The organism is Micromonospora sp. NPDC048169, from assembly GCF_040652815.1.
Classification (GTDB): Bacteria; Actinomycetota; Actinomycetes; order Mycobacteriales; family Micromonosporaceae; genus Micromonospora.
Map to the genome: position 1 here is coordinate 280,878 of NZ_JBEZMS010000002.1, position 25,219 is coordinate 306,096.

The following is a 25,219-nucleotide window of genomic DNA, read 5'->3' on the forward strand; positions in this document are numbered from 1 at the left end:
CCTGTCCGGCGGTTCGACAGGAGGTGAATGCCACTGTTGTTCCGTCTTCCCCGGGCCGCTCACCGCGTGGCACGCTACCGGCACGTAACAGCCAACTGTGCGACCAGCCAACGTTGACTGACCGCAAGGAGGACGGGCCCATGGGCGAGATGGTGAGCTTCACCGGCAACGGGGGGACGAGCGAGGGGTATCTCGCGATACCCTCCGGCGGTGCGGCCAGCCCGGCGGTCATCGTCATCCAGGACTGGTGGGGTCTCGTGCCCCACGTCCGGGCCGTGGTCGACCGCTTCGCCGAGGCCGGTTTCGTCGCCCTCGCGCCCGACTTCCGGCACGGCGGGCCGGCCGTGAAGCCGACCGAGCCGCAGCTGATGCTCAACAGCTCTCAGATGGACGAGGCGGCGACCGACATCGCCGCCGCCGCCGAATACCTGGCGAGCCGGCCGGAGGTCGCCGGCAAGGTGGGCTGCGCCGGGTTCTGCGCGGGCGCCAGCCTGGCCCTGTGGTCCGCCACGCTCTCCGAGCGCATCGTGGCCACCGCCGGGTTCTATCCGCGCCTGCCCTGGGAGGGCATGGCCGTCGGGGCGGCCGACGAGGGCGGCTGGGCCGGCTACGCCGGCAAGGCGGCGCTCATCCACTGCTCCGAGGCGGACGGCCTGTCCGCCGCCGACGGGGTGCAGAGCGTACGCCGGTCCATCGAGTCGGCCGGCGGCACCTGCCAGACGTTCGACTACCCGGGCACCGCGCACGCGTTCTTCAACGAGGACCGGCCGGAGCACTACGACCAGCGGGCCGCGGCCACCGCCTGGGCCCGCACGCTGGAACTGTTCCGGGCGAAGCTTGGCTGAGTCGCGTACCCCGCAGGACGTGGTCGCCCGCGCCGCGCGGGCGACCGACCTGGCCGACCTCGACGGCGCGGTCAGCGACTGCTTCGCCTGCCCGCGCCTGGTGGCGTGGCGCGAGGAGGTCGCGCTGGTCAAGCGGGCGGCGTTCCGCGACCAGGACTACTGGGGACGGCCGGTGCCCGGCCTCGGCCCGCCGGACGCGCGGATCGCCATCCTCGGCCTGGCGCCCGCCGCGCACGGCGGCAACCGCACCGGCCGGATCTTCACCGGGGACCGGTCCGGCGACGTGTTGTTCGCCGCGCTGCACCGCGCCGGGCTGGCCAACCAGCCGACGAGCGTGTCCGCCGACGACGGCCTGACGCTGCGCGACACCCGCGTCTTCGCCGCCGTGCGGTGCGCGCCGCCGGACAACAAACCCACCCCGGCCGAGCGGGACACCTGCGCGCCGTGGCTGCACCGCGAGGTCGAACTGGTCCGTCCCACGCTGCGCGTCGTGGTCGCGCTCGGCGCGTTCGCGTGGGCCGCGTGGTGGCCGGTGCTACGCCAGGTGTACGGGCAGCGACCGCCCACACCGCGACCGGCGTTCGGTCATGGGGCACACTGGTCCGGCGAGTCGGTGCCGGCGTTGCTGGGCTGCTATCACGTCAGCCAGCAGAACACATTCACCGGACGGCTCACACCGGCGATGCTGGACGACGTGTTCACCCGGGCGAAGCACCTGGCCGGGGTGGACTGAGGAACACCTGAGGCGGTGGGATGGATTTCGGCGTACTGCGCAGGTGGTGGCCGGTCGCCGCGGTGACGGTGCTGCTCGCGTTCGCCGCGTTCGCCGCCGGTCACTCCGCCATCGGGGCCAGCCGGATCCCGCCCGCCGCCGACACCATCCCGTACGTGCCGGACTACCCGTCGCCGGAGGCCGTGCCGTCGATCCCCGTGGAGCCGCGCGACGTCGGCGAGCCCACCTCGGGCGGCGTGCCCGACTGGCTGGCCACCGCCGCCGTGGCGTTGCTGTTCGCGGCGGTGCTGGCCGCCATCGGGTACGTGTTGTGGAACGTGCTCCGGGGCGCGCTGCGGCGGACCACCCGCGCGGTGCCGGTGCGGCGCACCCGGCGTACCGCCGAGGGGACCGCCCGCGAGGTGGTGGCCGCGCTCGACGCCGGACTCGTCGAACTGGACGACCGCTCCACCGACCCGCGAACCGCTGTCATCGCCTGCTGGGTACGCCTGGAGGAGGCCGCCGAGGACGCGGGCGTGCCCCGGCACACCGGCGACACCCCGACCGACCTGGTGGCGCGGCTGCTGCGCGGCGACCCGGCGGCCGGCATCCCGGCGATCGCCAGCGCCGACGTGCTCGACGGTTTCGCGAACGTCTACCGGGAGGCCCGGTACGCCACGCACCCGGTCGACGAGCACACCCGGGACCAGGCCCGTGCCGCGCTGCGCCGGTTGCGCGGCGAGCTGACCAGCCTGGCGGCGGGGGAGGCGTCGTGAGCAGCAGCATCGACGACCTGCTCTCGTTCGGCGAGGAGCCCGCCGGGGAGGAGACCCGGCCCTCCGGCGGCGGCCGGGCCCGGCTGCTGCTGCGGACCGCCGCTGTCACCGCCGCGATCGTGGTCGTGGTGGTGGTCGGGCTGCGCGCTGTCGGCCTGAAGATGCCGGTCTGGATCATCGCGGCCGGGGTGCTCGCGGTGCTCGCCGTACGCCGGGTCACCACCACGCTCTCACCTCCGCCGCCGCCCCGCGCGGGGGCCCGCGCGCCCGCCGGCGAGGAGCCCGGCACCTGGAACTGGTCGGCGCGGGACGCGCTGCGTGCCGCGATCAACGGCTGGGAACGCCCGCTGGACTGGTGTGCCGACAACCGGGACCGGTTCAACGAGCGCATCCTGCCCCGCCTCGGCGAGCTGGCCGACGAACGGCTGCGCCAGCGCCACGGCGTCACCCGGGAGTCCGACCCGGACCGCGCCCGGTCGGTGCTGGGCGAACCACTGTGGACGTTCCTCGCCACCCCCGTCCGCCGCCCTCCGTCGCCGCGCGACCTCGCGGCGATCGTCGCCGAACTGGAGAAGATCTGATGAACGACGTGGACCGGAGCATGGCCCCCGCCGAGGTGGGCCGGCTCGCCCGGGCCGTCCTGGAGGCGGTCGGCACCGTCGTGGTCGGCAAGCGCGACGCGCTGGAGCTGGTGCTGGCCGGCATCCTCGCCGGTGGTCACGTGCTGCTGGAGGATCTGCCCGGCCTGGGCAAGACGCTCACCGCGCGGTGCTTCGCGCAGGCGCTCGGGCTGGACTTCCGGCGACTCCAGTTCACCCCGGACCTGCTGCCCGCCGACGTGACCGGCTCGTTCCTCTACGACCAGAGCAGCGGCGACTTCGCGTTCCGGGCCGGGCCGGTCTTCACCAACCTGCTGCTCGCCGACGAGATCAACCGGACGCCGCCGAAGACGCAGTCGGCGCTGCTGGAGGCGATGCAGGAGAAGCAGGTCTCGGTCGAGGGCGTGACCTACCGGCTGGACGAGCCGTTCCACGTGCTCGCCACCGCCAACCCGATCGAGTACGAGGGCACGTACCCGCTGCCGGAGGCGCAGCTCGACCGGTTCCTGCTGCGCGTGTCGTTCGGCTACCCCAGCCACGACGAGGAATGGGACGTGCTGCGCCGCCGGCTCGCCCGCCGCCGCGAGGAGGCCGAGATCAAGCCGGTGGTGGACGCCGCCACGCTGCGCGCCATGCAGGCCGCCCTGGAGGACGTGGTGGTCGAGGACTCGATCGGCCGCTACATCGTGGCGCTGACCGCCGCCACCCGGGAGCACCCGTCGGTGCTCGTCGGCGCGTCCCCGCGCGGCTCGCTGGCGCTGCTCCTGCTGTCCCGGGTACGGGCGGTGCTCGCCAACCGGGACTACGTGGTGCCGGAGGACGTCAAGGCGGTGGCGGCGCCCGCGCTGGCGCACCGGATCACGCTGCGGCCGGAGATGTGGCTGCGCCGGGTCGACCCGTCCTTCGTGGTCGGCGAGGTGCTGGAGTCCACGCCCGCCCCGGCCAGCGGCGCGCTGCCCAGCTACGCCGCCGGACGCTGATGGACCGGGCCGACGCGGCGAACGGCTGGGCGCCCACCTGGGCGCTCGGCCGGGCCGTGCTGCTCACCGGCGTGCTGCTCGTCGTCGCCGTCCTGCTCGGCCGCATCGACCTGGTGGTGCTCGCCACGCCGTTCGCGCTCGGGACCGCGTACGCCCTGCGCCGCCGTCCCGCCGGGCTGCCCGAGCTGGAACTGGGCGTCGCGGACACCCACCTGGTCGAGGGCGCGCCGATGGCCGCGACGGTCGCGGTGGCCAACCCCGACCTGATCGGGTACGACCTGGCGGTGGTCCGCACCCGGATGTCGCGCTGGCTGCGGGTGAAGCAGGTGGGCTTCGGCGGCACCGGGCTGGACGTGAGCCGCTCCGGCGGCGCGGACCGGCCGTTCGTCACCTCCGTACCCCGGGGCAGCGCCGTCGACCTGGAACTGACCGGCACCGCGCTGCGGTGGGGCCGGCACCCGATCGGCCCGGCCGGGGTGCGGGTCGCCGCCGCCGACGGGCTGCTGGTCTCCCGCGCGGTGATCACCGAGCCGATCCGGGCCCGGGTCTATCCGCGTACCGAGCCGTTCGACGCGGTCGAGGCGATGCCCCGGGCCGCCGGGCTGGTCGGCGCGCACCGCTCGCGGCGGCCGGGCGAGGGCGGCGAACTGGCCGGGGTGCGCGTGTTCGCGCCCGGCGACCGGCTGCGCCGGATCGACTGGCGGGTGTCGCTGCGGGCCCGGCAGCTGCACGTCGCGTCGACGCTCTCGGACCGGGACGCCGAGGTGGTGGTGCTGCTGGACGTGCTGGCCGAGGCGGGCCGTTCCGGCGGCGTCAACGGGACCGCGTCGGTGCTGGACACCACGGTCCGGGCCGCCGCCGCGATCGCCGAGCACTACCTGCACCGCGGCGACCGGGTGTCGATGCTGGAGTACGGCCCGTCCGCCCGCCGGCTGCGCCCGGCCACCGGGCGGCGGCAGTACCTGACAGTGCTGGAGTGGCTGCTCGACGTGCAGGCCGACTCGTCCCCGCACGAGCCGTACGACCAGGTCTTCGGCCCGCAGGTGCTCTCCTCGGACGCCCTGGTGGTAGTGCTCACCCCGCTGCTCGACGAGCGGTCCGCGCAGATGCTGGCCCGGCTGGCCCGGGGCGGGCGGTTCGTGGTGGCGGTGGACACGCTGCCGGCCGAGCTTCCGGTGCCGAAGGAGCGGGGCTGGGCCGAGGTGGCGTACCGGCTGTGGCGGCTGGACCGGGACACGATGATCGGCCAGCTCCGGGAGCACGGGGTGCCGGTGGTGCGCTGGGCGGGCTCCGGCAGCCTGGACGAGGTGCTGCGCGACGTGGCCCGGCTGGCGACCGCCCCGAAGGCGGGGTTGCGGTGAACGAGAGGCGGGCCCGGTGAACGCGGTCGTCGAGCGGGTGCGGGCCCTGCGGTACGCCGCCGCCCGGGTCAGCCCGCTGCCGCTGCTGGTACGCGGCGGCATCTTCCTCACCGTGCTGGCCGGCTTCCTGCTCGCGTACCCGGTGCAGGCCTTCACCTCCCGCTCGCTGCTGGCCCTGACGGTGGCCGCGGTGCTGCCGGCGGCCGGGCCGCGCCGGATCTGGCCGACGTTCACCGCGCTGGTCACGGTCGGCGGCTGGCTCCTGGCCACGCTCGGCTTCGACCGGCCGCCGGCGCTATGGCGGCTGCTCGCCGTGGCGACGCTGCTCTACCTGGCGCACTCGCTCTGCGCGCTCGCCGCGCTGCTGCCCTACGACGGCCTGATCGACCCGGACGTGGTGCTGCGGTGGCTGGGCCGGGCGGGCGGCGTGGTGCTCGCCAGCGCCGTGCTGGGCGTGGTGCTCGCGTGGCTCGGGGGAGTGGGCGGGACGGACGGCTCGCAGGCGGTGACAGCGGTGGGGCTGCTGGTGGCGGTGGGTCTGAGCGCGCTGCTGGGGTGGCTGCTGCGACGCCGGTGACGCTGCGTTCCGGTGACGTTGCGCAGGTCACACGGGTTGTGCTCCGTCACAGAAGGGGGTCTCGCGCGGGATTACCCGGGGACCCCGGGGAAAGATAGATGACGTGAACCCGAAGCGGATCCTTGTCGTGGGTGCCGGTCACGTGGGCCTGTACGCCGCTCTGCGCCTGTCCAAGAAGCTGAACAGGCGTGAGGCCGAGGTCATCGTCGTCGACCCGCAGCCGCACATGACGTACCAGCCGTTCCTCCCGGAGGCATCGGCGGGCAACATCTCCCCTCGGCACGCTGTGGTGCCGCTGCGGCGGGAGTTGCGCAAGTGCACCGTGGTGGCGGGCACCGTCACCCGGATCGACCACGACCGCAAGACCGCCGTGGTGCAGCCGATCAGCGGCCCGGCCCGGGAGATCCAGTACGACCACGTGGTCGTCGCCCCCGGCTCGGTCTCCCGCACCCTGCCGATCCCCGGCCTGCACGAGAACGGCATCGGGTTCAAGACCATCGGCGAGGCCATCTTCCTGCGCAACCACGTGCTGGACCGGCTCGACGTGGCGGCCTCCACCACCGACCCGGCAGTACGCAGCCGCGCGCTGACGTTCGTCTTCGTGGGCGGCGGCTACGCCGGCATCGAGGCGCTGGCCGAGATGGAGGACATGGCCCGGGACGCGCTGCGCTACTACCCGGAGCTGAAGCCCGAGGACATGCGCTGGGTGCTCGTCGAGGCGACCCAGCGGGTGCTGCCCGAGGTCGACCGGGACATGGGCGCCTACACGGTGCAGCAGCTGATGAAGCGCGACATGGACATCCGCCTGGACACCCGGCTGGAGTCCTGCGTCGACGGTGTGGTGAAGCTCTCCGACGGCGACAGCTTCCCGTCCGACACCATCGTCTGGACCGCCGGTGTGAAGCCGTCGCCGATGCTCGACGCGACTGACTTCCCGCGCGACGAGCGCCGCCGGGTCACCTGCCGGCCGACCCTGCAGATCGTGGACGGCGACCGGGTGGTCGAGGGTGCGTGGAGCGCCGGTGACTGCGCCGCCGTACCGGACCTGACCAAGGAGCCTGGCAACTTCTGCTCCCCGAGCGCCCAGCACGCGGTGCGGCAGGCCGCGCGGATGGCCGACAACATCGCGAACGTGATCCGCGGGCGCGAGCCGGTCGACTACAAGCACAAGCACGCCGGCAGCGTGGCCAGCCTCGGCCTGCACAAGGGCGTGGCGCAGGTCTACGGCATCAAGATGACCGGCTGGCCGGCCTGGTTCATGCACCGGACGTACCACATGTCGCGGATCCCCTCGTTCAACCGCAAGGTGCGTGTGGTGGTCGACTGGACGCTCGCGTTCTTCCTCAAGCGTGAGGTGGTCGCGCTCGGCCAGCTGCACGACCCGCGCGAGGAGTTCGCCGAGGCGTCCGCGCCGCAGGTCCCGGCGCGCGTCTGACGCGTCTCGCGTAGGGGCCCTTCCCGTATGGGAGGGGCCCTTCGCCGTCACCGGGGGTCAGAACCGCCAGGTCCAGGCGTCGGCGAGCCGGACGCCGGGGCCGTAGAGCTGCTCCAGGGTGCGGCGCAGCATCTCCGCGTGCGGGGCGTCGTCGGTCACCGCCACGCACGAGGCCTGCCAGAACTCCACGTCCCGGGCGGCCTGGCGGCGTTGCCGGTCACCGACAGCGGGCGCCACGCCCCGGCGGGCCACCTCGGCGAGCAGGGCCGAGGTGGGCCGCTGCCAGGTGCCCATGGTGGCCGAGCCGTCCCGGCCGTACGGGCCGATGAAGAAGCCTTCCGGCATGGCGAACGCGACGCCGGTGGCGGTGGCCCAGCGCATCGGCCAGGGGTCCTGCGGGGTGGTGGTGGGCACCGGCACCAGCACGCCGCCGGGGCGTACGCACTGCCGCCAGTGGCCGCCGGTGACGAACTCGGGCAGCGGCGGCCGGTCCATGGTGGGCAGCGGCGCGGGGAGGACGCTGAGCAGCGCCGCGCCGACCGCGACCGGGACGACCCGGCGGGCCCGCCCGGACTCGCCGAGCGCCCGGTGCACGGCGAGGGTGAGCACTGTGCCGGTGAGCGGCAGCACCGCGAGCGCGAACCGGGTGGGCAGCGCGCCGTCCACCAGCGGCAGCCCGGCCAGCAGCGCGTACGGGCCGGGGATCCCGGTCCGCTCCCCGCCGGCCACCACCTCGGGGCCGAGCGCGAGCGCGGCCATCGTCAGCGCGCCGGCCACGAGCGCCACCACCGGTGCGCGCCGGCCCAGCCAGACCGCGCAGCCGACGGCGACCAGCAGCAGCGGCCAGCCCAGGAACGAGGTGAACTCGGCCGGGCCGGTGGTGAGCCGTACCGCCTCCGGGCTGCCGAACACCGACAGCGCGGAGAGGCGGGTCCAGGCGATCAGGTCGGCGGAGAAGTAGGCGGGTGGGAACATGCCGTCCGCGACGCCCTGGGGGCCGGCGAACTGCACCCACAGCGGGTACGCCAGCACCGGCAGCGCCAGCCCGGCGGCGGCGAGCAGCCCACCGGCGAAGCCGCGACCGGCCCGGCGTACCAGGTCCCGGTCGGCCAGCCCGTACGCGACGGTGACCACCGCCAGGGTGAGCGCGGCGAGGAACAGCACCTCCTCGCCGACGAAGACCTGCACGATGACGACGGCGGCGAGCCCGGCCGTCGAGGAGGCCATGCGGCGGCGGTCCGGACCGTCCGGGCGACCGGCCGGGTCGGCGGCGCGCAGCAGCCGGACCACGAGCCAGACCAGCACCGGGACCAGCCACTGCGCGGTCATGTGCAGATGGCCGTTGCTCTGCGAGACCATGCCCGGCCCGAAGCCGCACAGCGCCGCACCGGGTGCGGCCGCGAGCCGGCGGGCCCGCAGGACGCGGACGAACAGCAGATACCAGGCGAGCGCCGTACCCGCCATGTTCACGGCCACGAGCAGGGCGAACGTCACAGGTGCCCCGAACGCCAGGGTGACCGGGGCGAAGAGCACGCCCAGCGCCACGACCGAGGTGTTCGCCATCAGGTTGACGCCGTCCGGCGCGTTCAGCCGGTCGGTGACCAGGCTCAGCTCGCCGCGCAGGGCGCGCGCGTCCAGCGCCAGGAACCACTCGTACAGCGTCTGGTCGGCCGGGTTGAGCGCGAGCACACGCGTGCCCGGCGCCGGCCAGAGGCCGTGGGTGAGCCAGCCGGCGAGCGCGGCGAACGCCAACCCCGCGAGCAGGTCCGCGCGATGCCGCCGGAGGGCCGCCGTCACCCGCCGCGTGCCCGCCGCCGGCCGGGCCGCCCGGCGGCGGCCGGGCCGGAGTGCCGGGCGGGCGGGGCTGGTCACGGCCTCGACCATAACGGCCGCACCCGTCGGGGTACGCCGCGTCGCGGCCGAGCCGCTACGGTGAGATCTGTACCGCCGCGTGTCGACGCGCCGGTGTCACCCGCCCGGGTGGTGGAACGGCAGACACGGCCGCCTTAAAAGCGGCTGCCGCAAGGCGTGCGGGTTCGACCCCCGCCCCGGGCACCCGAACTCTCAGGTTTCCCACAGCTAGGCGTAGCACGCGCGATTGCGGCCACGTTTACCCTGGAGTAGCGCGTCTTTCGTGCGATCGACCCCCTGAGGGAGGCCTGAGAAGTGAAGTCCTCGAACCCGGTGCTCGCCCGGCTCGGCCAGGCGGCAGAGCGTGAGCGGGCGGCCGGGTACGCCCAGCCCGGGCCGTACGGTCAGCCCGGATACCCCCAGCAGCAGTACCCGCAGCAGCAGTACGCCCCGCAGCAGTACCCCCAGCAGCCCTACGCCCAGCCCTACCCGGGCGGCTACGGCCAGCCGGTGGCCCCGCCCACCGTGACCCCGATGACCCTCGACGACGTGGTCGTCAAGACGGTCCTCATGCTCGCCATCCTCGGCGCCTCGGCCGCTGCGGCCTGGGTGCTCGTGCCGGACTCGCTCGTCGGCGTGGCCTGGATCGGCGCCGCGGTGGTCGGCCTGGTGCTCGGCCTGATCATCTCGTTCTCCCGGATGGCCAACCCGGCGCTCGTCGTGGCGTACTCGGTCATCGAGGGCGTCTTCGTCGGCATGGTCAGCAAGGCGTTCGAGTCGCTCTACGACGGCATCGTGCTCCAGGCGGTCGTGGCCACGTTCGGCGTGTTCTTCCTGATGGCGATGATCTACAAGGCGCGGATCATCCGGGCCACCCCGAAGTTCACCCGGATCATGGTGGCCATCATGGCCGGCCTGTTCGGCGTGATGCTCGTCAACCTGGTGCTGGCGCTGTTCGGCGTGAACACCGGTTTGCGTGACGGCAGCCCGCTCGCGATCGGCTTCAGCCTGGTCTGCATCGTGGTGGCGTCGCTGAGCTTCGTGCTCAACTTCGCCGACATCGAGGAGGGGGTCCGGATGGGCCTCCCGCAGCGCTACTCGTGGACCGCCGCATTCGGCATCGTGGTGGGCCTGGTCTGGCTCTACATCGAGATCCTGCGGCTGCTCAGCTACTTCCAGGGCGACGACTGACATCACGCCCTCCCCGACGACGCCCGCCTGCCGCATCCGCGGCGGCGGGCGTCGCCGTTTCCCCGTCCCCGCCGGGCCGCCCGGGGCAGAGTGGGATCCGGGTACGTGGGCGGGAGGTGGTCACGGTGCGCAGCGCCAACCCGGTGCTGGACCGGCTGGACGACGTCGGCCGCGCCGAGCGGCAGGTGCTCGGGGTCGGGACCGCCGGCACGATGACGGTGGCCGACGTGGTCAGCCGGACCGTGGGCCTGCTGCTGGTCACCGGCGTCACGGCGGCGGTGTCCTGGGTGGTGGTGCCGCAGGCCGCGTGGATCACCGCCGCGCTCGCCGGGAGCGCGCTGGCCAGCCTCGCCCTGGTGCTCGTCATCTCACTGAAGCAGATCACCAGCCCTCCGGTCATCGTCGGGTACGCCGTTCTGCAAGGGCTACTGCTCGGGGTGGCCAGCCGCGCCTTCGAGCTGGTCTATCCGGGCATCGTGGCGCAGGCGGTGGTCGGCACGTTCGGCGTCTTCCTCGGCATGGCGGTGCTCTACCGGGCCCGGCTGATCCGCGCCACCCCGCGCCTGGCCCGGCTGGTCATCGGCACGCTCGTCGGGATCGTGGCGATCGGCCTGGTCAACCTGGTCGCATACCTGTTCACCGGGCGGCAGGGGGCGGTCGTGTACAGCCTCAGCGACCGGGTGGGCTGGTTGCCGTACCTGTTCTCGGTGGTGGCGATCATCGCGGGCGCGCTCAGCTTCATCCTCGACTTCGACCTGGTCGAGCGGTCCGCCGCGAACCGGTTGCCCCGCCGCTACGCCTGGTACTGCGCCTTCGGGCTGCTGGTCGGGCTGATCTTCCTGTACTGGCAGATCCTCCGCCTGCTCAGCTACGTACGCCGCTGACCGTAGACTCGGCGGCGATGAGCGCAGCGGAACTGGACCGGGCGGTGGCCCTGCTGGTCCGACAGGTCGGGCACTGGCAGCAACCGCGCTGGTCGGCCAAGGCCGAAGGCGGCAACGTGTCCCGGGCCGACCTGGTGCACAAGCTGGTCCAGGAGATCGCCGACCTGGCCGCCGACGCGGCCGGTGAGCCGCGCCGCGACGTGCCCCGCCTCCCCGCCGATCTGGCGCTGCCCGACCAGCTCCGCGTGGTCACCGCCGACCTCACGCGCGCCGCGCCCCCGGAGCCCGTCCTGGTCACCGCCACCGACGCGGTGACCCGAACCCGCACCGCCCTCTAGCCCCGCTTCAGCCAGCGGCGTACCTTGCGGTGCCGGGCCCGATCGCGTGCCCGCAGGACCGCGGGGCGGTCGTGGCCGGCGGCCTCGGCCTGCCGCGCGTGCAGCAGGCCGTAGGTGAACGTGTTCTCGCCGTCGGCGTACGCCTGGAGCGCCTGCCGCCGGAGCGCCTCGCGGGTCACCACCGAATCCTGGTGGGTGCCGAGCAGATTCTGGAGCGCCTTGAACCGCTTCACCAGACGGGCGGCAGGCTTGCCGGCGGCCGGCTCGCGCACCTCCACCGCGTACCGGGCGGCCTTGATCTTCTTGCGTGCCTCGTGCAACGCGGCGTCACCGGCTGGCCCGGTGGTGGCGAGCGCCCGGTCCAGCCGCCGGTCGGCGCGGCGTACCGCGCGGCGGACCCTGCGCTCCACCCAGCGCCGGCCCACGTCGGCGGGCGGCCCGTCGGCCAGCCGGTCCAGACGGGTCAGCAGGGCGGGGTAGCTGTCGGCGTCCAGCGCGGACCGCAGCGCCGCGGTCGCCTCGGCCAGGTCGGCGGCGAACCGCTCGCGGATCCGCGCGGCCACCGGGCCGAGCACCAGGTCGTCGGGCAACTCGTGCACCGCGTCGGTGAGCCGGACGGCCATCACCTGGGTGTCGCGGACCCGGCCCAGCTCGCCGCCGAGCTCGCGCAGTTCAGCCCGGAGCGTCTCGCTCTCCCGGCGGTCCCACAGGCCCCGGAAGGTACGCAGCGTCGCCCGCAACCGGCGGGTCGCGACGCGCATGTCGTGGACCGCGTCCTCGCCCCCCTGGTACGCGGCCGCGTGGTTGCCGACGATCGCGTCCCGCTGCGCCCGGACGTACGCGAGGACCTGCCCTGCCGGACCGTCCGGCTCCTGGTCGTCGAAGCGCTCGATCCGGGCGGCGACGGCCCGGTGCGACTTGCTGACCGCCACGTCCCGGGCGCCGGCCGCGTGCAGCCGCTCGCCGACGACGTCGAGCAGACCCTCGTCGCCCTCGACCAGCTCGATCTCGATCTCGTGCCAGGCCCGCTCGGTGCCGTCCACGAGGTCTTCGGACCGGACGTCGTCCTCGGCCACCTCGGCCAGCACCCGGCCGTCCGCGTCCAGCAGCCCGCGTTCCCGGCGGCGGTTGACGACCCGGGCCGCCGGGGCCACCGGGCGACCGCGCGACGCGGCCCGGATCAGCGCGACCAGCTCGGGCGGCGGGCCGTCGTCGGACGCCCCGGCGGGGAACCGGTGCTCGACCCGGGCACCGCCGACCGCGCCCACCTTGAGATGCCAGCCCGCGTCGTGCCCGCCGGTACGCCGGCGCAGCGCGTGCCCGCTGCGCAGCAGGAGCAGATCGTCGGTGTCCCAGTAGACGGCGTCCAGATCCGAGACGGTGGCGTCGGACATGGTCACGACGCCACCGCACCCGGTCAGGTCGGGCAGCCGGAAACCCTCGTCGCCGGAGTACTTGCGCTCACGTTCCACGACGGTCGCCATGCGGCCTCCCGTACCCGGCCCGTGCCCCGGCGAACCGGTCTCAGTTCAGTCGTTCGAGCACCATCGCCATGCCCTGGCCGCCGCCGACGCACATGGTCTCCAGACCGATGGTCTTGTCGTGCCACTCCAGCGCGTTGAGCAGCGTGCCGGTGATTCGCGCGCCGGTCATGCCGAACGGGTGGCCGACGGCGATCGCGCCACCGGCGACGTTCAGCTTCTCCTCCGGGATGCCGAGCTGCCGGTACGAGGGGATCACCTGGGCGGCGAACGCCTCGTTGATCTCGACCAGGTCGACGTCGTCGATGGTCATGCCGGCCCGCTTGAGGGCCTGCTTCGACGCCTCGACCGGGCCCAGACCCATGATCTCGGGGGAGAGCCCCGTGACACCGGTGGAGACGATCCGGGCCAGCGGGGTGAGCCCCAGCTCGGACGCGCGCTGCGCGCTCATGATCACCACGGCGGCGGCGCCGTCGTTGAGCGGGCAGCAGTTGCCGGCGGTGATCCGGCCGTCCGGGCGGAACACCGGCTTCAGGCCGGCCACCGCCTCCAGTGTCACCCCGGCACGCGGACCGTCGTCGGTGCTGACCACAGTGCCGTCCGGCGTGGTGACCGGGGTGATCTCGCGGGCCCAGAAGCCGTCCGCGATCGCCTTCTCGGCGAGGTTCTGGCTGCGGACGCCGAACGCGTCCATGTCCTCGCGGGTCACGTCGTAGACCTGGGCCAGGTTCTCGGCGGTCTGACCCATGGCGAGGTAGATGTCGGGGAGCTGACCGGCCTCGCGCGGATCGGTCCACACCTCGGCTCCGCCCTTCGCGCGGGCCGCGGAACGCTCCCGCGCCTCGGCGAAGCGGGGGTTCTCCCAGCCGCCCCCGACCAGCGCCTGCGCCTCCGGCGGGAGCGTGTCCGAGTTGCCCCGGGCGTACCGGGAGACCATCTCCACACCGGCGGAGACGAACACGTCGCCCTCACCGGCCCGGATCGCGTGCATCGCCATCCGGGTCGTCTGGAGCGAGGACGCGCAGTAGCGGGTCAGCGTGGCGCCGGGCAGGCCGTCCAGCCCCATCAGGGTGGCGACCACCCGGGCCATGTTGAAGCCCTGCTCGCCACCGGGCAGACCGCACCCGAGGTAGAGGTCGTCGATGGTGGTGGGATCGAGGGCCGGGACCTTGTCGAGGGCGGCCTGGACGATCGTGGCGGCGAGGTCGTCCGGGCGGACCTCGCGGAGGGAACCCTTGAACGCGCGGCCGATGGGGGACCGGGCGGTGGCGACGATGACGGCGTCGCGGGGCGACTCAATCGGCATGAGCCAACGTTAACGCGCTAGTAACATGCGCGGGAAGCCGCGAGGCGGGCGGGAAATGTCACCCCGTGGGCGGTCGCCTGTGGTGCCGGAACGCGACAGCGGTGGCGGCCTCGACGGCCGGCAGCAGGGCGTGCGCCCAGACCCGGTAGCCGTCGGCGGACGGGTGGAAGCCGTCGTGGCACAGCGTGCCCGCGTCCGCGCGGAACACCGGACCGGTCTCGGTGCCCAGGTCGACGACGGTGCCGCCGGCGTCCAGCACGGCCGCCGTCTGGGCCCGCGCCATCCGCCGTCCCGACCAGCCGAGCACCTGGCGCAGCGGGGCGGCGACCGCGCGGACCGCGCCGAGATCCGGGCACGTGCCCACGACCACCTCGACGTGGGCCTCCCGCAGCCGGCGTACCGCCGAGCCGAGATAGGCCGCCGCGTCACCGGGCCGGGCCATGGCGGTCGCGTCGTTCGCCCCGATCAGCACCACCGCCACGTCGGGCCGCTCGCCGAGCAGTGCCCGCGCCACCTGGGTGGCCAGGTCGGTCGCGCGCGAGCCGGAGACACCGACGCTCGACAACTGCACCCGCCGGCCGGCCGGCCCCTCCGCGAGCAGGTTGGCGAGCTGGCCGCCGATGGTGTCCTCGAACCGGTCGACGCCCACGCCGAGCGCCGACGAGTCGCCCAGCAGCACCAGCCGCAGCGGCGGGGCGTCGGCGCGTCCGACCGTCGCGCGCAGCATCAGGCCCAGCTCGGGCTGGGCGTACTCCCGGCTGCGGGCGGCGATGGCCTGGCCGGCGAGGACCGCCGCGCCGCCCACCGTGCCGGCCAGCAGGGACAGGGCCGCCGCCCGGCCCCACCGGGCCACCTCACCGCGCTCGCTCATGACGTCACTCCGCTTCGCTCCGTGCCGCCATGAGGCATCTTCGCGCTGAGCCAGCCGATTCGCTCGCTGCGCTCGCTCATGCCGTCACTCCGCTTCGCTCCGTGCCGCCATGAGGCACCTTCGCGCTGAGCCGGCCGATTCGCTCGCTCATGCCGTTCCCTCCAGCGTTGCCGAGTCGGCGGCGCTGCCGGTCGGTGGCACCGCGCCGACGCCGAAGAAGGCCCGCCGGCGAAGCTGCGCCCACCGCCCGCCCGGCCCGCGGTCGCGACCCCGCAGCTGGGTGCCGCTGACCTCCGTGCCGGCGTGCCGGGCCGCCTGGTGAGCGGCCTCCGGGAGCGACCGTACGCCTTCCACGCCGGGCAGGACAGGTCTGCGTTCCGGGACCGCGCCCAGCGCGGACAGCACGGTGGGCAGCAACGCCGCCGCGGCTATCGCATACCCCTCGGCGGAGGGGTGGAATCGGTCCCAGGCGAACATCCGCCCGGGGTCGGCGGCGAACCGCGGCCCGAGCATGTCACCGAGCGAGACGGCACGGCCGCCGGCCTCGACCACACCCACCGTCTGCGCGGCGGCGAGCTGGCGGCTCCAGCGCCGGGCCAGCCAGCGCAGCGGCGGCTGGATCGGCCGGATGGTGCCCAGGTCGGGACAGGTGCCGACGACCACCTCGCAGCCGGCTGCCCGCAGCGTGCGGACCGCGTCGACCAGGTAGCGCACGGCCACCGGGAACGGTGTGCGGTTGGTGACGTCGTTGCCGCCGACCAGGATCACCGCCACGTCCGGCTCGACCTCCAGGGCGGACTCGACCTGCGGCTTCAGACCGGACGACAGCGCGCCGACCACGGCGAACCGGTGCAGCCGGACCGGCCGGTGCAGCCGGCGGGACAGCCCGGTGGCGAGCAGCGAACCCGGCGTCTCCCGGCGCCTGTGCACGCCGTAGCCGGCCGCGGAGGAGTCGCCCAGGACGACCATGGTGATCGGCGGGCCGGGCAGCCTCGCCCCGTAGACGCCGTCGCAGCGAGGCGGCGGGGCCTGGGCCATCGGGATGGTGCGGCGGGCCTGCCGGGCCTGGCCGAGCAGCACCCCGCCGGTGGCGAGCGTGGCCGCGACCGTGGCGCCCGTGCCGACCGCCGCGAGGCGGACGATCTGCCGGGCGCGCTGCCGGCGGACCGGCGCGACGGAACCAGCGTCCCCCATGAGCCGACAGTATCGCGCCGGTACGACCACTGCTGTCCGTGATCGGATGGCTGGGCGACGCCCGGAATGGGTACCGGTGGGGTAGCGGGCGCGGACTTGCCACCGGGCCGCACCATGGTCGAGCGGAGAGGGGCGACATCATGGGGAAGACGTTGAAGCGCAGCGCCGCGTTCGCCGCGCTGGCCCGGGCGCTGGCGGCGGGCACGCGGGGCGGGCCGTCGCTCGGGGCCCGGCTGGCGGCGCTGCCGCGGATGATCCGCGCGACCACCCGGGGCGAGTACGACGGTGGCCTGCGCCTGGCGCTGATGGCCGGGGCGACGGCGTACATCGTCTCGCCGATCGATCTGCTGCCGGAGATCCCACTGGCCATCTTCGGGCTGGCCGACGACGCGGTCATGGTCACCTGGCTGGCCGGCAGCGTGCTCGCCGAGACCGAGCGGTTCCTGGAGTGGGAGACGCGTCGCAGCTCCGTCATCCCGGGGCATGTGGTGCCCTGAGGGCACGTACGCTGGTCGGCGAACTGACGGCTGACCGACCGCCCCACGACGGCGGCGCGACGAAGGGCACAACGAGGTGCAGTACTACGACAACGTCGTCGAGCTGATCGGCAACACCCCGCTGGTCCGCCTGCGCAACGTCACCGAGGGCATCCAGGCCACCGTGCTGGCGAAGGTGGAGTACGTCAACCCGGGCGGCTCGGTCAAGGACCGGATCGCCCTGCGCATGGTGGAGGACGCCGAGAAGGCGGGCATCCTCGGGCCGGGCGGCACGATCGTGGAGCCGACCAGCGGCAACACGGGCGTCGGGCTGGCCCTGGTGGCCCAGCTGCGGGGCTACCGCTGCGTCTTCGTCTGCCCCGACAAGGTCAGCCAGGACAAGCAGGACGTGCTGCGCGCGTACGGCGCCGAGGTGGTGGTCTGCCCGACCGCCGTGGCGCCGGAGGACCCGCGCTCCTACTACAACGTCTCCGACCGGCTGGCCCGGGAGATCCCCGGCGCGTGGAAGCCCAACCAGTACAGCAACCCGGCCAACCCGCGTTCGCACTACGAGACCACCGGCCCGGAGCTGTGGCGGCAGACCGAGGGGAAGATCACCCACTTCGTCGCGGGCGTCGGCACCGGCGGCACCATCTCCGGCATCGGCCGCTACCTCAAGGAGGCGTCCGAGGGCCGGGTCAGGGTGATCGGCGCGGACCCGGAGGGCTCGGTCTACTCGGGTGGCACCGGCCGTCCGTACCTGGTCGAGGGCGTCGGCGAGGACTTCTGGCCGGAGACGTACGACCGGCAGATCGCCGACGAGATCGTCGAGGTGTCGGACAAGGAGTCCTTCGAGATGACCCGCCGGCTGGCCCGCGAGGAGGGCCTGTTGGTGGGCGGCTCCTGCGGCATGGCGGTGGTGGGTGCGCTGGAGGTGGCCCGCAAGGCCGGCCCGGACGACGTGATCGTGGTGCTGCTGCCGGACGGCGGCCGTGGCTACCTGTCGAAGATCTTCAACGACAAGTGGATGGCCCGGTACGGCTTCCTCGACGAATCGGGCACCGAGCCGACCGTCGCCGACGCGCTCGCCGACAAGCCCGGTGGCCTGCCCGAGCTGGTGCACGTGCACCCGACCGAGACGGTCCGCGACGCGATCGACTACATGCGCGAGTACGGCGTCTCCCAGCTGCCGGTGCTGAAGGCCGAGCCGCCGGTGGTGACCGGTGAGGTGGCCGGCTCGATCGCCGAGAAGGACCTGCTCGACGCCCTGTTCACCGGCCAGGCGCACCTGCACGACACGATCGAGCGGCACATGGGCGAGCCGCTGCCGATGATCGGCGGCGGCCAGCCGGTGAGCGAGGCGGTCGGGCTGCTGGAGAAGGCGGACGCGGCGCTGGTGCTTGTCGACGGCAAGCCCAAGGGCGTGCTGACCCGCCAGGACCTGCTGGCCCACCTGGGCGCCCGCTGACCCTCCGCGTTGTAAGGAAGGGCCCCCTATTAACACCCGGTGTTAACAAGGGGCCCTTCCTCTACCGGAGGCGTTAATAGGGGGCCCTTCCTTACACCAGGCGGGCGTAGCGGAGCTGGGGGACGAGCGCCGCGCCGATGTGCTCGTCCCGCTGCTCACCGGTGGCGGCCCAGCCGCCACGCTCGTAGAAGCGGCGCGCGGCGGCGTTGTCCCGCAGCACCCACAGCGCCGCCCGGGTCCACCCCCGTGCCCGCATCGCGTCGAGCGCGTCCACCATCAGCGCCCGGCCGGTGCCCCGGCCCCGCTCGGACGGCTCCAGGTGGATCGCGTTGAGCAGCCCGGTCGCCGGATCGCCCTCGTCGTCCGGCCCGAGGTAGCTGAACCCCACCAGCCGCCCGTCCCGCTCGGCCACCGTCATCCGGTGGTCAGCGCCTTCCCAGGTCAGCCGCTCCACCCAGTAGCGGCCCATCGCCGCGGGCGTCGGGTCGGTCAGCGCCTCGGGCGGCAGGAACGACGAGTACGCCGCCACCCGGGAGCGCTGGTGGAGGGCGCCGACCGCCATCAGGTCGGCCTCGGTCGCGGAACGTAGGGAGATCGTCACCGGGGCGACGGTACCCGCCGGGGCGGCACCTGCACCGTCTGGAGATCCTCGGCGATCACCAGCTCGCCGGCGAAGTGCTCCCGGGCCTCGTCGTGGAAGCGGCGCGGGTCGGCGTACCGCTGGGAGAAGTGGGTCAGCACGAGCGTGCGTACCCCCGACTCGGTCGCCACCCGCGCGGCCTGGCCGGCGGTGAGGTGCCCGACCTCGGCGGCGAGCGCCGCCTCCGATTCCAGGAACGTCGACTCGATCACCAGCAGGTCGGCGTGCTCGGCCAGCGCGTACACGCCGTCGCAGAGCCCGGTGTCCATCACGAAGGCGAACCGCTGCCCCGGCCGGGTCACGCTCACCTCGTCCCGGCTGACGCGACGCCCGTCGAGGTCCAGGTGGCCGTCGCGCAGCAGCCGCCCCACATCCGGACCGGCGATGCCGTACGCGGCCAGCTTCTCCGGCAGCATCCGGCAGCCGTCCGGCTCGACCAGGCGGTACCCGTACGTCTCGATCGGGTGCCGCAGCCGGCGGGCCTCCAGCGTGCCGACGCCGAGGGCGAACCGCTGCCCGTCGGTGTCGACCGGCTCGACCGCGAGATCGGCGGTCTCGTAGAAACTCGAGGCGTGCCGCAGCCGGGTGAAGTACTCGGCGCCCCCGGCCGGGAAGTGCACAGCCACCGGGCGGGGTACGCGGTCCAGCGAGAGCCGCTGGATCATGCCGGGCAGCCCGAGGCAGTGGTCGCCGTGGAAGTGGGTGACGCAGATCCGGGTCAGGTCGGTGGCGGTGATCCCGGTGTGCAGCATCTGCCGCTGACTGCCCTCGCCCGGGTCGAAGAGGATCACCTCGTCGTCCCAGCGCAACAGGTAGCCGTTGTGGTTGCGCTGCCGGGTCGGGGCCTGGCTGGCCGTACCGAGCACCACCAGCTCACGCATGGACACGGCATCCTCCGGAAGGCAAAAAGCGACCCCCGGGGCTTCCGCGCTCGCGCGCGGGCCGGCTGGACTGGGCCGGCACCCCGGGGGTCGGGTGGCTGTCGTGGTTTCGCCGCACCGCTGCCACACGGTCTCGACGATCCTGCGGGTGCCCGCCTCGCGGCGGGCGAGTTTTCACTGTCGAGGACAGCGGCTAGCGGACAGCCACCTCACGAGTCCGATTGCTATACAAGTCTGGACCACCTCCTTTCCCGTGTACCGCCACGCTATCCACTTCCCGGCGGCCGCGGCAACGGATTTCGATCACAGGCCCGGTCAGTCCAGGCCGATCGGGCCCTCGCGGGGGCCCTCCTCGTTCGCCGGCTGCACCGCCAGCGACGGGAAGTCGGCCAGGTCGCCCTCCGGCTCGGCGTCCCACTCCGGGAAGACCAGCGGGCTCTGGAGATAGAGGCAGAGCAGCTGGGTGAGCTGGTGCAGCCCGTCGAGGTGGGTGCGCTCGTGGCCGTGGGTGGCGTCCACGCCGAAGCCGAGCAGCGCCACCCGGGCGTGCGCCCCGGCCTCGACCGCCGCCGCCACGTCCGAGCGGTAGTAGTCGAAGACGTCCCGCACCAGGTCGACGCCGTGCTCCTTGGCGATCGAGGCGAGGTTGCGGGTCAGGTGGTAGTCGAACGGGCCGACGCCGTCGCCCATCGCCAGCGTGGCAGCGGTCTCCCGGGACTGCTGGCCCGGCGCGACCACCGCCGCGTCCACCGAGACGATCTCCGCGACGTCCGGGTCCAGTCCGTGGCTCGCGCCGTGGCCGATCTCCTCGGTGACGGTGACCAGCAGGTGCGCGGTGACCGCCGGGGTGACCCCGGCGTCGACCATCGCCTTGAACGCGGTCAGCACCGCCGCCACGCCCGCCTTGTCGTCCAGGTGCCGGGACTTGACGTACCCGTTCGGGGTGATGGTCGGGTTGGGCAGGAACGCCACGAAGTCCCCGGCGTCGATGCCGAGCGCCCGCAGCCCGGCCTCGTCGTGCACCGGCTCGTCCACCCGCACCTCGACCAGCTCCCAGCCGACACCCTGGAGGTCGACCGCCTCGTTGTAGCGGTGGCCGCTCGCCTTCAGCGGCAGCACCTGGCCGGTGATCACCCGCTCCAGGTCGTCGGTGAAGATCCGCACGTGGGCGCCCTCGGCGAAGCGGGCGCTGTGCGTACCGATCGGGTTGACCTCCAGCCGGCCGTTCTCCTTGAGCCGCTTCACCATGCCGCCGATGGTGTCGGTGTGCACCACCACGGCCCGGTCGGCGCCCGTCGACCGGGGGCCGGGCAGGCAGGCGCTCAGCGCTCCGCGCCGGGTCAGCGTGGAGCTGATCCCGATCGCGGAGAGCCGCTCGCCCACGTACTGCTGGATGTGGTCGGTGCGTCCCGACGGGCTGGGGATCTCCAGCAGCTCCACCAGCACCTGGCGGAGGTAGTCGAGGTCGAGCTTGAGCGGTTGTGGTTTGCGTGCGGTCATGCCCCAGAGCCTGCCGCACCGGCCGGCGACCAGAGTCGCTGCGGTGCCCGGGTACCCGGGAAGAGCAGGTCGACGAAGCGCTCGGCGGTGGGCTGCGGCTCGTGGTTGGCCAGTCCGGGGCGCTCGTTCGCCTCGATGAACACGTGTTCCGGCTGGTCCGGGGCGGGAACCAGCAGGTCCAGCCCGGTGACCGGGATGTCCAGCGCCCGGCTCGCGGTGACGCACGCCTCGGCGATGGCCGGGTGCAGCTCGGCGGTCACGTCGTGGATCGTGCCACCGGTGTGCAGGTTGGCCGTCCGACGGACCGCCAGCACCTCGCCCTCCGGGAGCACGTCGTGCATCCGGTACCCGGCCTCCGCCACCACCTCGCGGGTCATGTCGTCGACCGGGATGCGGGACTCGCCGCCGGTGGCGGCCGACCGGCGGCGGCTCTGCCGCTCGATCAGCTCGGTGATGTCGTGCACCCCGTCGCCGGTGATCTGCGCCGGCCGGCGCACCGCCGCGGCGACCACCTCGTGGTCGATCACCACGACCCGCAGGTCCTCGCCCTCGCGCAGCTCCTCGATGAGCACGTCCGGGCAGAACCGGCGGGCCAGCTCGACGGCGGCGGTCAGCGCCTCCGGCGTACGCACGCCGACGGTGATGCCGTTGCCCTGCTCGCCCCGCGCCGGCTTGACCACCACCGGGCCCACGTCGTTGAGGAACGCGACGTCGTCGGGCTCGCCGGTGGCGGTGCGTCCGCGCGGCACCGACAGCCCCGCCTCGGTGAGGATGCGCCGGGTCACCCGCTTGTCGTCGCAGCGGCTCATCGCCACCGCCGAGGTCAGCTCCGACAGCGACTCGCGGGTGTGGATGGTCCGGCCGCCGCTGGTCAGCTTCAGCTCACCCCAGTGCGGGTCGGTCACCTCCACCCGGATGCCGCGCCGCATCGCCTCGTCCGCGACGATCTTCGCGTACGGGTTCAGCTCGTCGTACCCCTCGGGCATGGCGGGCAGGAACAGGCGCTCGTTGATCGGGTTCTTCCGCTTGACGCAGAGCGTGCCGGTGCGGTGGAAGCCGAGGCGTTCGTACAGCCGGATCGCGCCCGAGTTCTCGGCCAGCACGGACAGGTCCACGAACGCCCGGCCGCGCTCGTCGAGCCGGTCGGCGAGCGCGGTGAGCAGCGCCTGGCCGGTGCCGGGCGGGGCGGTGTTGAAGTCGACGGTCAGGCACCACAGGCTGGCGCCTTTCTCCGGGTCCCCGAAGACCGCGACGTGGTCCACGCCGGTGATGGTGCCGACCACCTCGCCCGTGGCGTCCTCGGCGACGAGGTGCAGGAACCGGTCCGTGCCCGCGTTGTCCACGAGCACCTCGACCGGGGCGGTGACCATGCCGTTGCGGGCGTAGATCCGGTTCACCGCCTCCGCGTCGGCGGCGTCGCGCAACCGCCGGACGGTCAGCCCGGGCACCTCGCCGCCCTCGGTGGCGGCGGGCCGCTTCTCGCCCAGCGGCAGCCGGTACGTCAGCGACGGGTCGATGAACAGCTCGTCCGGCAGCCGGGACACCAGCACGTGCGGATCGCGCAGGTAGATGCAGATGTCCCGGGCGCCGACCGCCTCGGACCGCAGCACGTCGGCCACGTGCACCTGGTCGTCGAACGTCTGCCCGAACACCAGCCGGCCCCAGCCGCAGTCCAGCACGACGCCCGAGGCGTCGGTGTCAGCGGTCTGCGGCTGCCGTGGCTCCGGCGTACCCGGTGCGATCGGGTCGCCGCCGGGGCCGGTGCGTTCCCGGCGTCGCCCGAGCACCCGTTCCCGGTCGGTACGCGCCGTTCCGGTGGCGAGGGTGTCGGTCACTGTCAGTCGATTCCGTGGCTCTGGAGCCACATTTCCAGGAGTCCCAGTTGCCACAGCTTGTTTCCGTTCAACGGGGTCAGTTCGGCATTCGGGTCGGCGAGCAGCGCGTTGACGTAGTCGGCGCGGAACAAGTCACGACGGCGCGCCTCCGGTGCGGTGAGGGCGTCGCGTACCCGGTCGAGGAGCTTGCCCTCCAGGTGGGTGAGGCCGGGCACCGGGAAGTAGCCCTTGGGCCGGTCGATGACCTCGTGTGGCAGGACCCGCCGGCCGATCTCCTTGAGCACGCCCTTGCCGCCCTGGGCCAGCTTCAGCTCCGGCGGGCAGCTCGCGGCGAGCTCGACGAACTCGTGGTCGAGGAACGGCACGCGGGCCTCCAGCCCGTGTGCCATGGTCATGTTGTCGACCCGCTTCACCGGGTCGTCGGTCAGCATGACCTGGGTGTCGATCCGCAGGCCGGCGTCCACGGCGGTCTGCGCGCCCGGGCGGCCCAGGTGCGCGGCCACGAACTCCCGCGCCGGGTCGCCGTCGGCCAGCCACGCCGGGTTGAGCACCCGGGCCAGTCCGGCCGCGTCGCGGTCGAAGAACGCCTTCGCGTACGTCTCGAGCGCCTGCTCCCGGTCCACCCCCGCCAGCGGCGGGTACCAGTGGTAGCCGCCAAGGATCTCGTCCGCGCCCTGGCCCGACTGCACCACCTTGACGTGCCGCGCGACCTCCTGGCTGAGCAGCCAGAACGCGACGCAGTCGTGGCTGACCATGGGCTCGCTCATGGCCGAGACGGCCGCCTCCAGCGGCGGCAGCAGGTCGCCGGTGGGCACCCGGATCTGGTGGTGGTCGGTGCCGAACGTCTTCGCCACCAGGTCGGAGTAGACGAACTCGTCGCCCTCCCGGCCGCCGACGGCGTCGAAGCCGATGGAGAACGTGGCCAGGCCGGAGCGGGCCTGCCCCTCGCCGGCGAGCAGCGCGACGACCAGGCTGGAGTCGAGGCCGCCGGAGAGCAGCACGCCCACCGGCACGTCGGCCACCATGCGGCGGCGTACGGCGGTGGTCAGCGAGTCGAGCAGCGCGTCCTGCCAGTCCCGCTCGGACCAGCCGGCCCGCTCGGCGGCACGGCCGAACGTCGGGTCCCAGTAGACCCGCTCGTGGGTGGAGCCGTCCGCCTCGTACACCCGGACCGTGGCCGGCGGCAGCTTGGTGACGCCGGCCAGGATGGTGCGCGGCGGCGGCACGATGCTGTGGAAGCTCAGGTAGTGGGCGAGCGCCACCCGGTCGATGGTGGTGTCGATGCCGCCACCGGCGAGCAGCGCCGGCAGGGTCGAGGCGAACCGGACCACGCCGGGGCTCTCGGCCAGGTAGAGCGGCTTGATGCCGAGGCGGTCCCGGGCCAGCACCAGGCGGCCGGTGTCGCGTTCGCTGATCGCCACCGCGAACATGCCGATCAGGTGGTCGACGAAGTCGAGCCCCCACTCGGCGTACGCCTTGATCACGACCTCGCTGTCACCGGACGAGAAGAACCGGTGGCCCTTGGCCTGAAGCTCGGCACGCAGCTCCCGGTAGTTGTAGATGCAGCCGTTGAAGACACCGGTGAGTCCGGCGGCGGCGTCAACGATGGGTTGGCCGCTCGCCGCGGACAGGTCGATGATCTTCAGGCGCCGGTGTCCCAGCGCGGTCGGGCCCTGCGACCAGACGCCGCTGTCGTCGGGCCCTCGGTCACTCATCGTGGCCGCCATCCGCTCCACGGCCGAGACGTCGGCGCGTGAACCGTCACGACGGAACTCTCCCGCAAGTCCGCACATACGAGCCAATGCTGCCAGAGCTTGTTGCGGTTCGCCTGTTGAGACGATGACGAACGTGTGACAGCTTGCTACCATGCGCCCCCACGAAGGGGGGTCGCCTCCTGTGGTGTTCTTCCGTGCCTGTCGGCGGCTGATGTCCGACCTCGTCCCACCGGGAGACGTGAGGTAAATCCCAACCGCTCATCGAAGCGACCCCGCATCCGGCCCGGCTGTGCCGGGTCGTAC

General features: G+C 73.5%; 23 protein-coding genes and 1 tRNA gene. 14 read left to right on the forward strand and 10 right to left on the reverse strand.

Annotated elements, in window-relative coordinates; genetic code table 11:
* Window positions 1-140: 140 nt before the first annotated feature.
* The 8 genes from AB0D28_RS03290 to AB0D28_RS03325 all read left to right on the forward strand — a co-directional run bounded on the left by AB0D28_RS03290 (window position 141) and on the right by AB0D28_RS03325 (window position 7,285).
* Window positions 141-845, forward strand: a complete 705-nt coding sequence (locus AB0D28_RS03290) for a dienelactone hydrolase family protein (RefSeq protein ID WP_357381679.1) — start codon at window positions 141-143, stop codon at window positions 843-845.
* Between the two features lie 19 nt (window positions 846-864).
* Window positions 865-1,578: a uracil-DNA glycosylase gene (locus tag AB0D28_RS03295; RefSeq protein ID WP_357381811.1), complete on the forward strand. Its 714-nt coding sequence runs from the start codon at window positions 865-867 to the stop codon at window positions 1,576-1,578.
* Window positions 1,579-1,598: 20 nt separating this feature from the next.
* Entirely contained in the window at window positions 1,599-2,333 is a 735-nt protein-coding gene (locus tag AB0D28_RS03300) for a DUF4129 domain-containing protein (protein WP_357381681.1), read from the forward strand.
* Window positions 2,330-2,914 (forward strand): hypothetical protein, encoded by a 585-nt coding sequence (locus tag AB0D28_RS03305; RefSeq protein WP_357381683.1) that lies wholly within the window; start codon window positions 2,330-2,332, stop codon window positions 2,912-2,914. Before AB0D28_RS03300 ends, AB0D28_RS03305 begins: the two co-directional genes overlap by 4 nt.
* The gene (locus AB0D28_RS03310) at window positions 2,914-3,912 is read left to right on the forward strand and encodes a MoxR family ATPase (RefSeq protein WP_357381685.1); all 999 of its coding nucleotides are present in this window, start codon (window positions 2,914-2,916) and stop codon (window positions 3,910-3,912) included. The genes AB0D28_RS03305 and AB0D28_RS03310 overlap by 1 nt, the downstream gene beginning before the upstream one ends.
* A complete protein-coding gene (locus AB0D28_RS03315) occupies window positions 3,912-5,273 on the forward strand; it encodes a DUF58 domain-containing protein (RefSeq protein ID WP_357381687.1) in 1,362 nt (453 codons plus the stop codon). The genes AB0D28_RS03310 and AB0D28_RS03315 overlap by 1 nt, the downstream gene beginning before the upstream one ends.
* 16 nt (window positions 5,274-5,289) lie before the next feature.
* On the forward strand, window positions 5,290-5,850 hold the full coding sequence (locus AB0D28_RS03320; RefSeq protein ID WP_357381689.1) for a hypothetical protein: 561 nt from the start codon (window positions 5,290-5,292) through the stop codon (window positions 5,848-5,850).
* A 103-nt stretch (window positions 5,851-5,953) separates the two neighbouring features.
* Window positions 5,954-7,285 carry an NAD(P)/FAD-dependent oxidoreductase gene (locus AB0D28_RS03325; RefSeq protein ID WP_357381691.1) on the forward strand — a complete coding sequence of 444 codons (1,332 nt, stop codon included), beginning with the start codon at window positions 5,954-5,956 and terminating at the stop codon, window positions 7,283-7,285.
* A gap of 57 nt (window positions 7,286-7,342) precedes the next feature.
* Here the strand turns inward: AB0D28_RS03325 and AB0D28_RS03330 are convergent, their stop codons facing one another.
* Window positions 7,343-9,169, reverse strand: a complete 1,827-nt coding sequence (locus AB0D28_RS03330; protein WP_357381693.1) for a hypothetical protein — start codon at window positions 9,167-9,169, stop codon at window positions 7,343-7,345.
* Between the two features lie 90 nt (window positions 9,170-9,259).
* On the opposite strand from AB0D28_RS03330, the gene AB0D28_RS03335 reads away from it, so the two are divergent.
* The 4 genes from AB0D28_RS03335 to AB0D28_RS03350 all read left to right on the forward strand — a co-directional run bounded on the left by AB0D28_RS03335 (window position 9,260) and on the right by AB0D28_RS03350 (window position 11,549).
* Window positions 9,260-9,340, forward strand: a tRNA-Leu gene (locus tag AB0D28_RS03335).
* A 111-nt stretch (window positions 9,341-9,451) separates the two neighbouring features.
* The gene (locus tag AB0D28_RS03340; RefSeq protein ID WP_357381695.1) at window positions 9,452-10,327 is read left to right on the forward strand and encodes a Bax inhibitor-1/YccA family protein; all 876 of its coding nucleotides are present in this window, start codon (window positions 9,452-9,454) and stop codon (window positions 10,325-10,327) included.
* A gap of 125 nt (window positions 10,328-10,452) precedes the next feature.
* Entirely contained in the window at window positions 10,453-11,211 is a 759-nt protein-coding gene (locus AB0D28_RS03345) for a Bax inhibitor-1/YccA family protein (RefSeq protein ID WP_357381697.1), read from the forward strand.
* 17 nt (window positions 11,212-11,228) lie between these two features.
* Window positions 11,229-11,549 (forward strand): hypothetical protein, encoded by a 321-nt coding sequence (locus AB0D28_RS03350; RefSeq protein ID WP_357381699.1) that lies wholly within the window; start codon window positions 11,229-11,231, stop codon window positions 11,547-11,549.
* Here the strand turns inward: AB0D28_RS03350 and AB0D28_RS03355 are convergent.
* The 4 genes from AB0D28_RS03355 to AB0D28_RS03370 form a co-directional block, all read right to left on the reverse strand.
* Window positions 11,546-13,033 (reverse strand): CYTH and CHAD domain-containing protein, encoded by a 1,488-nt coding sequence (locus tag AB0D28_RS03355; protein ID WP_357381701.1) that lies wholly within the window; start codon window positions 13,031-13,033, stop codon window positions 11,546-11,548. The genes AB0D28_RS03350 and AB0D28_RS03355 overlap by 4 nt on opposite strands.
* Before the next feature lie 40 nt (window positions 13,034-13,073).
* Complete coding sequence (locus AB0D28_RS03360; RefSeq protein WP_357381703.1) at window positions 13,074-14,336, reverse strand: acetyl-CoA C-acetyltransferase; 1,263 nt, start codon at window positions 14,334-14,336, stop codon at window positions 13,074-13,076.
* Between the two features lie 58 nt (window positions 14,337-14,394).
* On the reverse strand, window positions 14,395-15,207 hold the full coding sequence (locus AB0D28_RS03365; RefSeq protein WP_357381705.1) for an SGNH/GDSL hydrolase family protein: 813 nt from the start codon (window positions 15,205-15,207) through the stop codon (window positions 14,395-14,397).
* 147 nt (window positions 15,208-15,354) lie between these two features.
* On the reverse strand, window positions 15,355-16,401 hold the full coding sequence (locus AB0D28_RS03370; RefSeq protein ID WP_357381707.1) for an SGNH/GDSL hydrolase family protein: 1,047 nt from the start codon (window positions 16,399-16,401) through the stop codon (window positions 15,355-15,357).
* Window positions 16,402-16,541: 140 nt separating this feature from the next.
* On the opposite strand from AB0D28_RS03370, the gene AB0D28_RS03375 reads away from it, so the two are divergent.
* Both AB0D28_RS03375 and AB0D28_RS03380 read left to right on the forward strand, forming a co-directional pair.
* A complete protein-coding gene (locus AB0D28_RS03375) occupies window positions 16,542-16,898 on the forward strand; it encodes a YkvA family protein (protein WP_357381709.1) in 357 nt (118 codons plus the stop codon).
* 76 nt (window positions 16,899-16,974) lie between these two features.
* Window positions 16,975-18,345 (forward strand): cystathionine beta-synthase, encoded by a 1,371-nt coding sequence (locus AB0D28_RS03380; RefSeq protein ID WP_357381711.1) that lies wholly within the window; start codon window positions 16,975-16,977, stop codon window positions 18,343-18,345.
* Between the two features lie 91 nt (window positions 18,346-18,436).
* Here the strand turns inward: AB0D28_RS03380 and AB0D28_RS03385 are convergent, their stop codons facing one another.
* The 5 genes from AB0D28_RS03385 to AB0D28_RS03405 form a co-directional block, all read right to left on the reverse strand.
* On the reverse strand, window positions 18,437-18,946 hold the full coding sequence (locus AB0D28_RS03385) for a GNAT family N-acetyltransferase (RefSeq protein WP_357381713.1): 510 nt from the start codon (window positions 18,944-18,946) through the stop codon (window positions 18,437-18,439).
* Complete coding sequence (locus tag AB0D28_RS03390; RefSeq protein WP_357381715.1) at window positions 18,943-19,872, reverse strand: ribonuclease Z; 930 nt, start codon at window positions 19,870-19,872, stop codon at window positions 18,943-18,945. The genes AB0D28_RS03385 and AB0D28_RS03390 overlap by 4 nt, the downstream gene beginning before the upstream one ends.
* Before the next feature lie 309 nt (window positions 19,873-20,181).
* Window positions 20,182-21,366, reverse strand: coding sequence for an osmoprotectant NAGGN system M42 family peptidase (locus AB0D28_RS03395; RefSeq protein ID WP_357381717.1), 1,185 nt, complete (start codon window positions 21,364-21,366; stop codon window positions 20,182-20,184).
* A complete protein-coding gene (gene ngg / locus AB0D28_RS03400; RefSeq protein WP_357381719.1) occupies window positions 21,363-23,201 on the reverse strand; it encodes an N-acetylglutaminylglutamine synthetase in 1,839 nt (612 codons plus the stop codon). Before ngg ends, AB0D28_RS03395 begins: the two co-directional genes overlap by 4 nt.
* A 2-nt stretch (window positions 23,202-23,203) precedes the next feature.
* On the reverse strand, window positions 23,204-24,994 hold the full coding sequence (locus tag AB0D28_RS03405) for an N-acetylglutaminylglutamine amidotransferase (RefSeq protein ID WP_357381721.1): 1,791 nt from the start codon (window positions 24,992-24,994) through the stop codon (window positions 23,204-23,206).
* Window positions 24,995-25,219: the final 225 nt, after the last annotated feature.

Excerpts from the sequence above, each read along its gene's own strand:
- AB0D28_RS03370 (WP_357381707.1), bottom strand. The coding sequence starts at position 16,401 with ATGGGGGACGCTGGTTCCGTCGCGCCGGTCCGCCGGCAGCGCGCCCGG.
- AB0D28_RS03330 (WP_357381693.1), bottom strand. The coding sequence starts at position 9,169 with ATGGTCGAGGCCGTGACCAGCCCCGCCCGCCCGGCACTCCGGCCCGGC.
- AB0D28_RS03360 (WP_357381703.1), bottom strand. The coding sequence starts at position 14,336 with ATGCCGATTGAGTCGCCCCGCGACGCCGTCATCGTCGCCACCGCCCGG.
- AB0D28_RS03300 (WP_357381681.1), top strand. The coding sequence starts at position 1,599 with ATGGATTTCGGCGTACTGCGCAGGTGGTGGCCGGTCGCCGCGGTGACG.
- AB0D28_RS03355 (WP_357381701.1), bottom strand. The coding sequence starts at position 13,033 with ATGGCGACCGTCGTGGAACGTGAGCGCAAGTACTCCGGCGACGAGGGT.
- AB0D28_RS03315 (WP_357381687.1), top strand. The coding sequence starts at position 3,912 with ATGGACCGGGCCGACGCGGCGAACGGCTGGGCGCCCACCTGGGCGCTC.
- AB0D28_RS03375 (WP_357381709.1), top strand. The coding sequence starts at position 16,542 with ATGGGGAAGACGTTGAAGCGCAGCGCCGCGTTCGCCGCGCTGGCCCGG.
- AB0D28_RS03395 (WP_357381717.1), bottom strand. The coding sequence starts at position 21,366 with ATGACCGCACGCAAACCACAACCGCTCAAGCTCGACCTCGACTACCTC.
- AB0D28_RS03310 (WP_357381685.1), top strand. The coding sequence starts at position 2,914 with ATGAACGACGTGGACCGGAGCATGGCCCCCGCCGAGGTGGGCCGGCTC.
- AB0D28_RS03290 (WP_357381679.1), top strand. The coding sequence starts at position 141 with ATGGGCGAGATGGTGAGCTTCACCGGCAACGGGGGGACGAGCGAGGGG.
- AB0D28_RS03365 (WP_357381705.1), bottom strand. The coding sequence starts at position 15,207 with ATGAGCGAGCGCGGTGAGGTGGCCCGGTGGGGCCGGGCGGCGGCCCTG.
- AB0D28_RS03350 (WP_357381699.1), top strand. The coding sequence starts at position 11,229 with ATGAGCGCAGCGGAACTGGACCGGGCGGTGGCCCTGCTGGTCCGACAG.
- AB0D28_RS03405 (WP_357381721.1), bottom strand. The coding sequence starts at position 24,994 with ATGTGCGGACTTGCGGGAGAGTTCCGTCGTGACGGTTCACGCGCCGAC.